Source organism: Rhodanobacter sp. Root561 (assembly GCF_001427365.1).
Classification (GTDB): Bacteria; Pseudomonadota; Gammaproteobacteria; order Xanthomonadales; family Rhodanobacteraceae; genus Rhodanobacter.
In genome coordinates this window covers 56936-70820 of sequence record NZ_LMGH01000014.1, presented here as the reverse complement: position 1 = coordinate 70820, position 13885 = coordinate 56936, and the positions used below count along the sequence as shown (strand labels likewise).

7 protein-coding genes are annotated in these 13885 nt (G+C 67.0%); 1 reads left to right on the top strand and 6 read right to left on the bottom strand.

All coding sequences use genetic code 11. From position 1 onward, the window contains the following. Positions 1-413 precede the first annotated feature (413 nt). Positions 414-2822, bottom strand: coding sequence for a TonB-dependent receptor (locus ASD55_RS14330; protein WP_056767095.1), 2409 nt, complete (start codon positions 2820-2822; stop codon positions 414-416). 169 nt (positions 2823-2991) lie between these two features. Here ASD55_RS14330 and ASD55_RS14325 point away from each other — a divergent pair, with 169 nt between their 5' ends. Beyond that, a complete protein-coding gene (locus tag ASD55_RS14325) occupies positions 2992-4572 on the top strand; it encodes a tryptophan halogenase family protein (protein WP_056767374.1) in 1581 nt (526 codons plus the stop codon). A 37-nt stretch (positions 4573-4609) separates the two neighbouring features. Here ASD55_RS14325 and ASD55_RS14320 read toward each other — a convergent pair whose 3' ends face one another. The 5 genes from ASD55_RS14320 to ASD55_RS14300 all read right to left on the bottom strand — a co-directional run bounded on the left by ASD55_RS14320 (position 4610) and on the right by ASD55_RS14300 (position 13879). After that, positions 4610-6163 carry a glycosyl hydrolase family 39 gene (locus ASD55_RS14320; RefSeq protein ID WP_056767093.1) on the bottom strand — a complete coding sequence of 518 codons (1554 nt, stop codon included), beginning with the start codon at positions 6161-6163 and terminating at the stop codon, positions 4610-4612. Between the two features lie 161 nt (positions 6164-6324). After that, entirely contained in the window at positions 6325-8352 is a 2028-nt protein-coding gene (locus ASD55_RS14315; protein WP_056767091.1) for a glycoside hydrolase family 13 protein, read from the bottom strand. Positions 8353-8415: 63 nt separating this feature from the next. Beyond that, positions 8416-10668: a TIM-barrel domain-containing protein gene (locus ASD55_RS14310; RefSeq protein WP_056767371.1), complete on the bottom strand. Its 2253-nt coding sequence runs from the start codon at positions 10666-10668 to the stop codon at positions 8416-8418. 147 nt (positions 10669-10815) lie between these two features. Next, positions 10816-12348, bottom strand: a complete 1533-nt coding sequence (locus ASD55_RS14305; RefSeq protein ID WP_056767089.1) for an alpha-amylase family glycosyl hydrolase — start codon at positions 12346-12348, stop codon at positions 10816-10818. A 22-nt stretch (positions 12349-12370) separates the two neighbouring features. After that, positions 12371-13879: a tryptophan halogenase family protein gene (locus tag ASD55_RS14300; protein WP_056767087.1), complete on the bottom strand. Its 1509-nt coding sequence runs from the start codon at positions 13877-13879 to the stop codon at positions 12371-12373. Positions 13880-13885 lie beyond the last annotated feature (6 nt).

The window sequence follows — 13885 nt, the reverse complement described above, 5'->3', positions numbered from 1 at the left end:
GGCCGGAGCCGGGACAGGTTCCGGCAAGGCGCGGAATGAAAACTAGCGGCCTGCGGGCCGCTTTTTCGTGGGCGTCGCCTGCCGGGGCGACGCCGGCCCGCTCATATGGACGGCCAAAAAAAACGGATGCCCCGTTGCCGGTGCATCCAATGGGCGACCCGGAGCGGGCGGTCGCGGGGAGAGCGTCCTGATCGTCGGTTCGGTGAGGCTGCGGTTCCCATTCAAGCGTCAGGCGCGGCGCGTGTCCGTGTCCGGCTACGCAGATTGCGGCGGCAGCGCCAGGTGATCGCGCGGAGTCTGCGGACGATCACACTTGTGGGTGCGAGCGCCCCAAAAAAAAGGATGCCCCGTTGCGGGGGCATCCAGTGGCGATGGGAGGGGAGGAATCCGTCGCCAGGAGAACGGTGTCAGCCTTAGAACCAGACCCCGACGGTCACGCCGTAGGTGCGTGGCGGCAGGTACTGCGAGGTGTAGATGAAGCTGCCGTTGGGCAGGGCGAAGCGACCGGCGCTGGTGCGCACCTTGCCATCGGTGACGTTCTGCACATAGGCCGAGACCCACCAGCGATCCTGCGGTTCGGTGTAGCGCACCGAAAGATCACCGCGTGTATAGGCTTTCTGCTGATCGCCTTCGCCGAGGTTGAACGTGCTCAGCCACTGCGTGCTCTGGTACTGCGCGGACAGGCGCGGGGTGACGCGGCCGCCGTTGGTCAGGTGGAAGTCGTGCTCGTAGATCGCGGTGAGCGAGGTGTTCGGCGCGTGCGGCAGGTCGTTGCCGCTGACGTCCACGCAGGCGCTGATGCCCGAGGCCGGATCGCAGGCGGGCAGGCCCTGGTAGTCGTTGCTGCCGGCGTATTTCAGCGTGCCCAGTTCCTTCTTGGGAATCGCCGAGAACACCAGGTTGAGGCGGTCGTCCTGGCTGGAGTAGGCCAGTTCGGATTCGAAGCCCATCACCTTGGTGGTGCCCTTGACGTTGGAGAAGCCCAGCCCGCGGTTGCCGTCGGGGTAGGTGATCGGCGCGGCCAGCTGGAAGTTCTTGAACTGCTCGTAGTAGATCGCGCTGTTCCAGGTCAGGTGGCCGTCGAGGAAGCTGAACTTCGAGCCGACTTCGTAGTTGGTCAGCGTCTCCGGCTCGTACAGGGTGCCGGCATCCTGGGTGCCGCCGGACTTGTAGCCGGTGGACACGCTGGCGTACACGAGGCCGTGCTGGCCCACGTCGGCATCGAGCCGGCCCAGCCAGGTCACCTTGCTCTTGTCGTACTTCGCATCGTTGACGGTGGAGACGTTGAAGCCCACGTTGCCCGGGTCGACGTCCGGCGCGATCGGCACCTGCGGCACGTTCGGGTCATACCCCCAGCCCCAGCCGCGGCCGCCCACGTTTTCCTTCTTGTCCTTGGACCAGCGCGCGCCGCCGGTCAGGCGCAGGCCGTCACTGATGTGCCAGGTGGCCTGGCCGAAGAACGCGGTGGACTTCACCGTTTCCTTGGGCTGGATGAACGAACCCTGCCAGCTCACCGTGCCCTGGGCGGTGCCGTTGAGGATCGGGATGTCGAAGCGGATGTTGTTGTCTTCGGCCGCGTAGTACGCGCCAAGGATCCAGTCGACCGCGTTGTCGCCGGTGGACTTCAGGTCCAGCTCGTGGCTGTAGTTGCTGTAGTTGGAGAAATTGGTGCGGTCGGCCTGGTACGAAGCGCCGGTGTTGAAGCTGGTCGGCACCTGGGCGCCGTTGTCCTGGTCGAAATTGCTCTTGCCGGAGAAGCGGTTGAAGCCCGCCACGTAGCTCAGCAGCATCGAGTCGCCGATCTTGAAGTCCATCCGGCTGCGCACCGTGTTGGAGTCGCGCTTGAGGTAGGGCGCGGTGTCGATCAGCGCGGACCAGAAGTCCTGCCCGGCGCGGGGATGCTGCATCAGGCTCATGCCCGGCGTGCCCCGGTCGCGGAAGTATTCCCACGACAGGTTCCAGGTGAACTTGTCGCTGGGCTGCCACAGCGCGCTGACGCGCGCGGCGGACTGGTCCTGCGCGTTGTACTTGTCGCCGGCGGTCACGTAGTTGGCGGCGTTGATCGGCTGGAAGCTGGCCAGCGAGCCGCCGCTGGCCAGGTACGCCGCCTGCTGGTCGGCCACGCTGGGCAACTGCTGCGACGGGTTCTGGTAGTCGACGTAGCCGTCGTGCTGTTCCTGCGCCATCGCCACGCGAATGCCGAAGGTGCTGCTGATCGGCAGGTTCACCGTGGCGCGCGTGCCGACGTGGCTGTAGTTGCCTGCCTCGAATTGCGCGTTGCCGTAGAAGCCGCTGAGGTCGGGCTTGCCGGTCTGGAAGTTCACCACGCCGGCGGTGGAGTTGCGACCCCACAGCGTGCCCTGCGGACCGCGCAGCACTTCCACGCTGTCGATGTCCAGCAGCAGGCCGGCGGCGGCTTCGGGGCGCGGCGAGTAGACGCCGTCGATGAACATCGCCACTTCCGGATCGGCGTATTCGGTCTTGGCGCTGTCGTTGCCGATGCCGCGCATGGTCAGCGTGACCACGCCGTGGTCGCCCTGCGAGGTGGCCTGGAAACCGGGCACCAGCTTGGTGATGTCCTGCACCGTCATCACCCGCTCCTTGTCGAGCGAGTCGGCGCTGATCACGCTGATCGCGACCGGGGTTTTCTGCAGCGGCGTTTCGCGCTTGGTCGCGGTGACCTGGACGCTGTCCAGGTCCTTGACCTTGGTGCGTGTGGCGGCGTCGGGCGCAGCAGTCGTGTCCTGACCGGCTGCATGGACGGCGCCCGAGGCGAGTATCGCGGTCATCGCGAGGTACAAAGCCGAGTAGCGTAATTTCATTTCACCCTCTCCCCAAAGATCGTCGTGGACATGCAGTGGTCGCGGACATGCGCTATTGTGCTGAATGACAGCGCTGTCAAAATGTATGACAGCGCTGTCATCGGGGCCGATCCTACTGCGAATTTCCATGCTTGGCTTGTTGCTCCGCAACAAGCCGCGGAGGGGCGAGATGTCACGCATTCAGAAGATCCTGGTGGTGGGCGGCGGCACGGCCGGCTGGCTCACCGCCTGTTACCTCGCCAAAACGCTCAACAGCGCCGCGCCCGGCAGCATCCGGGTCGAGCTGGTGGAGTCGCCGAACATCGGCCTGCTCGGCGTGGGCGAGGCCACGTTTCCCTCGATCCGCGGCACCCTGGCCGCGATCGGCCTGGACGAGCGGCGGTTCCTGGTGGGCGCCACCGCGACCTACAAGCAGGGCATCCAGTACGTGAACTGGGTGCGCCCGCCCGGCGAGGCGGGTGCGGATCGCTTCTTCCATCCTTTCAGCCAGCCCAGCCAACGCCCCGGCAGCCCGGAGCTGTTGCCGTACTGGTTGCTGGGCGGTGCGCCCGAAGGCATGTCGTTCGCCGAGGCGGTGAGCATGCAGCAGCGCCTGATCGAACAGGGTCGCGCGCCGAAGCGGGCCGGCGATCCCGACTACCAGGGGCCGATGAACCACGCCTATCACTTCGATGCGGCCTGCTTCGCCAGGGTACTGGCCGAGCATGGCCAGGAGCTTGGCGTCACCCGTCATCTGGCCACGGTGGAGCGGGCGGAGCTGGACGCATCCGGTGCGATCGATCGCATCGTCACCCGCGAAATCGGCGAGCTGCGCGCCGACCTGTACGTGGATTGCACCGGCCTGCGCGGCGCGTTGATCGGCGGCGCGATGCAGTCGCCATTCCACAGCCGGCGCGACGTGCTGTTCGGCGATCGCGCGGTGGCGCTGCAGGTGCCGTATGCGCGGCCGGACGCGCCGATCCTGCCATTCACTCGCGCCACCGCGCAGGAGGCCGGCTGGATCTGGGACATCGGCCTGCAGAAACGCCGCGGCATCGGCTACGTCTACTCGTCGCGACACACCGATGCGACGCGTGCGGAGGAAGTGATCCGCCGCTACGTGGGCGAGCAGGCGGCGGGGCTGGATGCGCTGCACATCAAGTTCGAGACCGGCTACCGGCCGGAGCACTGGCGGCGCAACTGCGTGGCGGTGGGCCTGGCCGGCGGCTTCGTCGAGCCGCTGGAATCCACCGGCATCGCCCTGGTCGAACTGGGCGCCTACCTGATCACCCATCTGCTGCCCGGCGACCTCGACGACATGGAACGCAGCGCGCGCCATTACAACCAGATGATGGTGGCGCGCTACGAGCGCATCATCGACTTCATCAAGATGCACTACTGCCTGTCGCAGCGGCGCGACCACGCGTTCTGGATCGACAACGCCGACCCCGCCAGCATCCCGCAGACGCTGCAGGACCGCCTGGCGCTGTGGCGGCATCGCCCGCCGCACCGGCTGGACTTCGTCACCGACCTGGAAATGTTCCTGCCGTGCAGCTGGCAGTACGTGCTGTACGGCATGGAATTCAGGACCGACCTGGAGCCGATGCGCAGCGCGTATCCGCAGATGGCCGCGGCGCAGCGCGAGTTCGCGATGATCCGCGAGATGGCCGGCCATGCACTTGTCGATCTGCCCGACCATCGCACCCTGGTCGAGCAGTTGTGCCGCGAGCACGCGCAGCGGACGGCGCAGCACGAGGGTTTTGCCGCCTAGGGCGGAGCTCGCGCCGCGCTGCGCTGTCGGGGCCGCTTCAGCGCAGCTCGATCACCACCAGGCCCTGCACCGGCACGTCGACCGCGAGCTTGCCGTCGCGCAGGTCGATCGACTTCGGCGCGGCCAGCTTGCCCGCTTCGCGCAGTTGCACGATCTGCGCGCGGCTGGGCGCGTCGGGGCGGCCCATGCGGTCGAACGCGGCGACCGCGTTGCCATGGGTTTCATCGACGCGCCACGCGGTGGCGCGGGCGGCGGCGGGCAGGTGCCGCACGTCGAGGCTGAAGTGCTTCGTGCTGCCGGCGGGCCTGCCCGATGTGTAGCTGGCGGTATCGCCCACCGGTGGGGCGTAATTCCACAGCGCGATCACCAGCGTGCCGTCATCGCGCCGGGTGACCAGGGCGGAGTCGGAGGCGACGGCCAGCCGCTGTCCGCCCAGCTTGTGCAGGATCGCGAACGCGTTGAACGCGGGCTTGGGAATGCGGTTGGCGGCGATCAGGCCGAAGCCGCCGTAGAACGGGTTGCGCACGATGCCCTGTTCCTCGAACACGTCGGAGAACGACCAGTAGCTCATCGCCTCGACCTTGCCCGCGCACTCGCGGATGGTGTTGGCCAGCCACGGGCCCATGAACACGGTGTCGGTGACGTTGGGCAGGCTCGCGTAGCTGGCGTTGTACTCGCTGAAGATCAGCGGCATGTGCGGGTAGGGCGAGGCGGCGATTTCCCGGTGCACCTTGTCGACCGAGCGGCAGACCATGTCACGGCGCTGAATGTTCTCGCCGGTGTGGAACACGTTGTCGGCGGTGTCGTCGCCGTAGACGTGCGTGCTGACGAAGTCGACCGGCACGTTGTTCCTGTGCGTGTGGGCGAGGAAGTCGGTGGCCCACGCCGCCTGGGCCGTGGCCGGGCCGCCCACGCGGATGCGCGGGCTGACCGTCTTGAGCGCGCGCGCGGTATGGTCGTACAGGGTGAAGTAGCTGGACTGCGCGGGCTTGCCGACCCAGAAGCCGATGTTCGGCTCGTTCCAGACCTCGAAGTACCAGCTGGCCACTTCATCGATGCCGTAACGCTCGACCAGGTGCCTGGCCAGCGCATCGATCATCGCGTCCCACTCGGCATAGTCCTTCGGCGGCGCGATGTTCGGGTGATACCAGAACGGGTGCAGCGCGGCCGGGTCGGAGGTCAGTTCCGGCGGCATGAAGCCGAGTTCCACGAACGGCTTGAAGCCGTGTTCGAGCAGGCCGTCGTAGATCTGGTCGATGTAGGAGAAGTTGTAGGAGATCTTTCCCTGTGCATCGCGCTGGACCAGGCCCACGTCGTGGTCGAGGATGCCGTGGAAACGGATATAGCTCACGCCGGTGGCCTGATGCACGGCGTCCAGGTCCTTGCGGTAGTCATCGCGCAGCGCCAGCGCGGCGCGGCCGGAGCCCAGCATCTGTTCCCAGAAATGGGGGAAGGGCGTGCCCTGCGCCTGCGCGTCGATGCGCAGGCTGGTGGTGGTCGCGGGCGGCGTGGCGCTGGCCGTGCCGCCGAGCAGCAGGGCGGTCGCGCAAAAGCCCAGGGCCAGGTGGCGAAGCGAGGCGGAAAGAGTCATGGCGAGATCCTGTTCGACGCGTGGGGTGGCGCGGGGACGCCGCAGCGGAAGCCGGCAACCAGCAGGATGTAAACGTTTACATCGCGGGCCAGTTTCCTACGCGCGAGGGGCGGCGTCCAGCGACGCGTGGCCCATGCGCCACGCGCCTCCCCGGGCCGGAATCACTGCGCCAGGATCGCCCCGTAATGGCCATTCACGCTCACGCTGACCTGGCCGTTCTGCACGGTGTAGTGCGTGCCCGAGATCAGCTCGGTGACCGTGCTGCCGTTGGTCATGCTCAGCTGCCACACCGGCACCGTCACCGTGTGCGTCACCGAGTCGTTGTTGAGCGCCACCGCGATGCGGTTGCCCGCGTCGAAGCGGCCGTACGCGTACAGCTTGTTGCCGTCGTCGGTGAGCAGGGTCATGAACGAGCCGGTGCGCAGCGCGGGGTAGGCGTTGCGGATCGTGGTCAGTTTCCTGGTCAGCGCCACCGCGCTGTTGGTGCTGCTGCCGACGGTCCAGTCGAAGGTGCGGCGGTTGTCCGGATCGGCGCCGCCCTGCATGCCGTACTCGTCGCCGTAGTAGATCGTGGGCGTGCCCACGTAGGTCATCTGGAAGAACAGCGCGAGGTAGGTTTTCCAGATGTCGCCGCCGGCGCGGTTGCCGAAGCGGGTGATGTCGTGGCTGCTGAGGAAGTTGCTCATCGCCTGCTGCACGTTGGTCGGGTAGTTCGCCCGGGTGCCGTGCAGCCAGCTGTCGAACTGCGACACCGCGATGCTCGCCGTGCCGCCGCCGTAGTCCTTGCCGGTGACCCACTCCGACACCGGCTGGGTGAAGCCGTCGTAGTTCATCGCGCCGTCCCACTGGTCGCCGCCGGCGGTCCACGGCCCGGCATTGCCCCAGAACTCGCCGAGGATGTCGGCGTTGGCGTTGACCGATTTCACCGCGCTGCGCAGCTCGGCCATGATCTGGTGGTTGGCGGTGTCGCTGCCGTTGCCGCCGCCGGCGTCGAGGTATTGCGCCGCGTCGAGGCGCCAGCCGTCGATCGAGTACGGCGACTTCAGCCAGGTCTTCACCACCGAGCTGGTGCTGCCGTAGATGGCGTTGCGCACCGCCGAGCCGCTGGCGCCGTAGTCCAGCTTGGGCATGGACGAGAAGCCGAAGAACGCGGAGTAGGTGTTGGGCCAGCTTTGGAAGGTGTAGTAGCCGTAGGTCGGACTGGACTGCGACTCGTAGGCGCCGGTGATGCTGCTCCACCAGTGGAAGCGGTCGAACCACTTGTGGGTGTCGCCGGTATGGTTGAACACGCCGTCGAGCACCAGGTAGCCCTTCGGTCCGTTGCTGGTGGCGTGGATGTCGGCGCTCAGCGTCTGCAGCGTGCTGTTGCTGCCGAACGCCGGGTCCACCGTCATGTAGTCCTCGGTGTCGTACTTGTGGTTGCTCGGCGAGAGGAAGACCGGGTTGAGATAGATGATGTTGGCGCCCACGGTGTTCTTGATGTAGCCCAGCTTCTGGTCGATGCCGGCCAGGTCGCCGCCGAAGAACACGGCGGTGTTGCAGCCGCCGACGTTGGCCACCACGCTCGACCCCCAGGCATGCTTCTCGGTGGCGCAGCCCGCGTATGTGTACTGGCCATTGGTGACGTCGTTGGCGGTGCTGCCGTTGTAGAAGCGGTCGGGGAAGATCTGGTACATCACGCCGTTCTTCATCCACGCCGGCGTGGTGAAGCCGGGCAGGATGAAGAAGTCGCCGGAGGACGGCTCGGTCGACGTGGTGCCTGCGGCGTTGAGCCAGGCGCTGGCGCTGCCGTCGTTGATCTGGAAGCGGTAATACTTCTTCGAGGCGCTGGCCGGGACGGTGCCTTTCCAGTAGTCGAAGTTGCCGGTGGCATCGTTCGCCGACCAGCTCATCGCGACCCAGTGGAAGGCGCCGTCGGCGCTGTCGTAATACTTGATGTTGGCGCTGCTGATGTCGCCCTTGAACGTGCGCAGGGTCAGCGTGACCGCTTGGGCGGAAGTCGGCTCGACGTGGTTGTCGTAGAGCGGTCCCTGGTCGTGGAACAGGCCGCTCCATTCCACGTTGTTGTCGTTGCTGGCCGCGCGCGCCTGCTCATGGATGGCCGGTAGCGCATAGAGCGCCAGCGCCGCGGCGAGCGCGCACGCCAGGCTGGATTTCGAACCGCGTGACGCCTTGCCTTGATTGCCCATCGAACATCCCTCCGCAGGTGGGTGGAGCGAAAAGCTTTCGGGTGAGTCGGCTGTTTCCCAGGCTCACGGATTCAGGTTGAGGGTGAGCTCGGTGGCGCGTGCGGCGGCGACCCGCACCCAGGTGACGTCGCCGTAGCGGTCGTGGCCGCTGGCCCAGCCTTCGCCGTCCGCCTGCTGCAGCGCGTCCAGGTTCGCGAAGGATTTCAGCTGGCCGACGCGGGTCGCCGCGCTGCCGTGGATCTTCAGCAGGTAGTAGCGCAAGGCCGGCTTGAAGCTGCCGCTCGCGGCGGCGATGTCCAGTTGCACCGTGTCGCCCTTGCGCTGCGCCGACAGCGACTGCAGGAAGTACGCGCCGTGCTCGTAGTCGTAGGTGCTGCCGTCATCGTCGTAATAGTCGAACGTGCTGCGCTGCGCGGCGGGGAAGATGTCGACGTCGAGTTCGGTCAACGGGTGCTGGCCGACATAATCCTCGGGTGAACGATTCGGGATGATCGCGCCGGCGCGGATGAACAGCGGAATGTCGCTCCACGTCTTGCCGTCGATCGCCAGGTGGATGGTCCGGCCGCCGTCGTAGGCCTTGCCACTGAACCAGTCGATCCAGCGGCCGGCGGGCAGATAGACGTCCTTCGCGGTCTGGCCCTGTTCCACTACCGGCGACGCCAGCAGCCAGTCGCCGAACAGCCAGCTGTCGACGTCGTTGCGCACATGGGCATCGTGCGGCCAGTCGAACAGCAGCGGGCGCACCAGGCCGACGCCGTCGACGCGACGCGCGTGCTCATAGCTGTAGATGTACGGAATCAGCGCGTAGCGCAGGCGGATCGCCGCGGTCGCGGCCTTCTCGGCGATCGGGCCGTACACCCACGGCTGGCGTTTCTGGCCCAGCTCGCCGTGCACGCGGAAGATCGGCGTGAACGCGCCGAACTGGATCCAGCGCGCGTAGTTCTCCGGCGTCGGCGTGCCGTTGCGGAAACCGCCGCCGTCCATGCCCCACTGCATCGCACCCACGTCGATCGCGCTGAGCATGCGCGCGCGCTGGCCGGCCATGCTGGCGAAACCGGTGTCGATGTCGCCGGACCACAGGCCGTAGGCATAGCGCTGCGAGCCGAGCCAGAAGTTGCGATTGATCGACCACACGCGTTCGTTGGAGACCGCACGCTGGCTGTCGTACAGCGCGCGCTGCATGTTCATGAACTCGGTGTCGCTGCCGGTGGTGTCGGCCTCGTCGTTCCACCAGCCGACGATGCCGTCGTCGTAGCCGTACTTGATCGCCAGCTCGCCGAACCAGTGGCGTGCGGCGGGGATGTCGAAGTCGATGTTCTTCACCGGCTTGTGCGAGAAATAGTCGTCGCTGACCTTTTCGCCGGGCACCCAGAAATCGTGGGCGGTGGCGTAGCGTCCTTCCACCGTGTCGACATGGATGCGCGGCTTCATGATGCCGGTCAGGCGGATGCCGCGGGCATCCATCTGCTTCTTCAGCGCACCGCTGGGGCCGTCGGGAAACTTGATTGGGTTCCAGCGGAACTCGCCGTAGTCGTCCTCGCCCCAGGCCTTCCAGTCGAAGTCCAGCGTGATGTTGTCGATCGGGATGTGCCTGGCGCGGTAGGTGTCGACGATCTGCAGCAGTTCCTTCTGGTCGATGCCCCACTGGCTGTTGGTGAAGCCCATCGCCCACTTCGGGAACAGCGGCGTGCGCCCGCTGAGCTGGGCCAGCGAGTCGAAGATCTGCGCCGGCGTGCCCAGCAGGATGTAGACGTCCGATGTCTTGCCCGGGCTGCTGGCGGCGATCGTGCCGGGTTGCAGCCCGAAGGTGGCGCCGTCGCTGTCCAGCAGCACGCCGTAGCCGGCGGTGCTCCACACGAACGGCGCGCCAGCGTGACCCTGCTCGCCGGATTTTGCCTGCAGCGTGCCGCTGCGCAGCAGGCCGGCGGAGGCATCCTCGGTCGCGTTGTAGCCGCCGATGCCGTACAGCGCGTCGCTGGCATCGTGCTTGGCGTCGAGCTTGCCCTGGCGCAGGGCGTCGGTGTCGATGCGCAGCAGCGGATGCTGTTGCGCGTCGTCGAACTGCAGCTGGTGCGTCTGTCGGTTCCAGCGCACCGAAGCGACCGCGGAGGCGAGGGTCATGCCGTCCGCCAGCTGCGCGCCGCGAACCTGCGCGAACGTCGATCGGCGGCCGGCGAGGTCGAGTATCGGCGTCGGCGCAGCGGCATGGCCGTCTCGCGTGGCGTGGATGTGCACGATGCCGGGTGCCACGAAACGGACGTCCAGACGATCGGTGCCGAGATCGATCGCGATGGCGTGGTCGACGAGTTGTGCCATGCGAGGTGCCTGCGGGGTCGACGCGGGAGCGGTCGCGGCGAAGTTGGCGGCCGGGGCGAGGGCGAGGCCGAGCCACAACCAGGCGTTTGCACGCCGACCGAATTTGCGGGGAGGGGATGTCATGCGGGGTTCCTCGTGGATCAAGGCTCAGTCCAGGATCGCGCTGGAATACGGCGGCAGGGAAAGCTCCTGGCGCTGCAGCGTGGTGTCGGGTTTGCTGTGCAGCCGCAGCGTGCGGAATCGGCTGGTGCCCAGCGGCACCTGTTGCGTCTGCCCGGACAGGTTGTGCAGCACCAGCACGTGGCTGGCGTCGTCGTCGAGTTGCCAGGCGGCGATGTGCGGATTGGTCTGGGGATATTCGCGGATGGTGCCGTCGCGCAGCGCCGGGACCTGGCGGCGCCAGCCGATCAGCGTCGTGTAGTAGTGCAGCAGCGAATCGTCGGCCTGTTGCTGCGCCTCCACCGAGACCGCTGGGCCATCGCCGGCGCTGAAGGCTTTCCAGTGCGTCTCGCCCGTGCCCTGCGGATCGCGGTGCCAGCGCATCGGCTCGCGCAGGTCCGGGTCGGGCTTGCGCCCGCGCATGCCCAGCTCCTCGCCGTAGTAGACGAATGGGTGGCCGGGCAGGGTGAGCAGCATCGCGGCGGCCATGCGCATGTGCTGCGGGTTGCCGTCGAGCTGGCTCATCACGCGGTCCTGGTCGTGGTTGGACAGGAACGGTGCATCGACGCCGGACTTGCCGGCGACCTTGCGGTAGGCGGCATCGGTGCGCGCGAGCAAGGCACCGAGCTCACCGGCGCGTTCATCGCGTGCGCTGTTGATCAATTGCACCGCCAGCGGAAAATCGAACACCGCGTTGAGCGGCTTGAAGTACGGCGCCAGCGCATCGGCGGAGTCGCGGGTCACCTCGCCGACGACGTAGGCCGCGGGGTTCACCGCATCCAGGCCGCGGCGGAATTCGGACCACCAGGCGAGATTCTTCTTGAGCGTGAGCGGGTTGTGGATGTCCGCCTTGAAGTCGTAGTAGATGTGCTGGGCGGCGTCGAGGCGGAAGCCATCCACACCTTTCTTCAGCCAGTACTGGCCGAGCTTGACCATCTCCCTGCGCACCCCCGGCGTGTCGTAGTCGAGGTCGGGCATGTTGGCGGAGAAGTCGCCCAGGTAGTGCGCCTTGCCGAGCGCGTGCCAGGCCTGCGCGCCCGCGGCGTCCTCGGCGTGCAGGTCGGTGCGCGGGCCGGCCCAGCTGTACCAGTCGTGATGGGGATCGGCGGGATCGCGGGCGGCGATGAACCACGGGTGCCGGTCGCTGGTGTGGTTGATCACCAGGTCGATGATCACCTTGATGTGGCGCCGGTGCGCCTCTCGCAGCAGTCGCTCGAAGTCGGCCATCGTGCCGTACTGCGGATTGATGGCGTAGTAATCGGTGACGTCGTAGCCGTGGTAGCTGGGCGAGGGATTGATCGGCATCAGCCAGATGCCGCTGACGCCCAGCGACTGCAGGTAGTCGAGCTTCGCGGTGACGCCGTTGAGGTCGCCGATGCCGTCGCCATCGGTGTCGACCCAGCTGCGCACGAAGATCTCGTACCAGACGCCGGAGCCGACCGGATCCGGTGACGGACGCGCTGCCGCCGCGGGCAACGTCGTGCCGAGGATCAGCAGTGCCAACAGCAGGTAACGGATCATCTGCGACTCCAGCAGTTGCGGATCAGTCGGTCGCCTTGAAATGGCGGGCGATGAAGTCGGCGTGGCCGGGCATGCTGGCCACGGCGCGGTCGACCAGGGTGCGGATATTGCCCAGGAACTCGCCGAGCTGCGCCTGCGGCAGGCCGTCGGCCAGCGGCGAATGGCGCTGAGGAACGATGCCCTGGCCGATCATCACCTGCAGCCAGCCGGTCGGGGTGAACAGCTCTTCGCCGTCGCGGAAGATGTGGCCGCTCTGGCGAAACAGTTCGATCCGGTGGGCCAGTCCCTCGGGCAGGGCCATCGTGGCGCATTGCCGCCAGAACGCCGTGTCGTCGCGCTCGGTGGCGTTGTAGTGCAGGGCGATGAAATCGCGCGTGCGCTCGTATTCGAAACGCGTCTGGCGATTGTATTCGGCGATTAGCGCGGGGTCGAAGTGCTTGTCCGGGAACATCGTCAGCAGGCGGCCGACCGCGGACTGCATCAGGTGGATGCTGGTCGATTCCAGCGGTTCGATGAAGCCGCTGGCCAGGCCCATCGCGACGCAGTTGCGGTTCCACACCTGCTTGCGGATGCCGGTGTGGAAGCGCAGCTGGCGTGGCTCGCCGATCATCGGGCCTTCGAGATGGGAGAGCAGGGTGGCGCAAGCCTCGTCGTCGCTGAGGTGGCTGCTGCTGTAGACGTGGCCGTTGCTGTCCAGGTGCTGCAGCGGAATCCGCCACTGCCAGCCGGCCTGCTGCGCGCTGGCCTGGGTGTACGGGCGCAGCGTGTCGCCGTGTTCGCTGGCGACCACCACGGCGCGGTCGCACGGCAGCCAGTGTTGCCAGCTGTCGTAGCCGGTCTTCAGCGCGCCTTCGGTCAGCAGCCCGCGGAAGCCGGAGCAGTCGATGAACAGGTCGCCGGCGATGGTCTCGCCGCTGTCGAGTCTTATCGATTCGATGAAGCCATCGTTGCCGCGCAGCGCGACGTCGACCACCTTGCCGTCGGTGCGCTTCACGCCACGCTGCTCGGCATGCCGGCGCAGCAGCTGGCCGAAGCGCGCGGCATCGAAGTGGTAGGCGTAGCGGATGCCGGTGAGCGGGCTGTCGCCGACCTTGTCCATCCGGGCGAAGCGATTGGCGTTGGCAGCCTGCGCGTTGATCGAGTACGCCCACAGGTCGGGCGTGTCGGGATCCAGTTCGCGGCCTCTCAGCCAGTAGTGCTGGAACGCGGCCAGGCCCAGCGGCAAGCCGATGTCGCTGAACGCGTGCAGGTAGGAGTCGCCGATCCGTCGCCAGTCGTTGAACTGCACCGCGAGCTTGATCGTGCCGCGGCTGGCCTTGAGCAGCTCGTCCTCGTCGATGCCGAGGAACTGGCTGACGTGGCGGATCTGCGGGATGGTCGCCTCGCCCACGCCGACGATGCCGATCTCGCTGGACTCGACCAGCCGGATGTCCAGTTGCGGGCCCAGCGCCTGGGCGAGCAGGGCTGCCGTCATCCAGCCGGCCGTGCCGCCGCCGACGATGACCACGCGCTGGATGCGGGGATCGTTCACGTCACT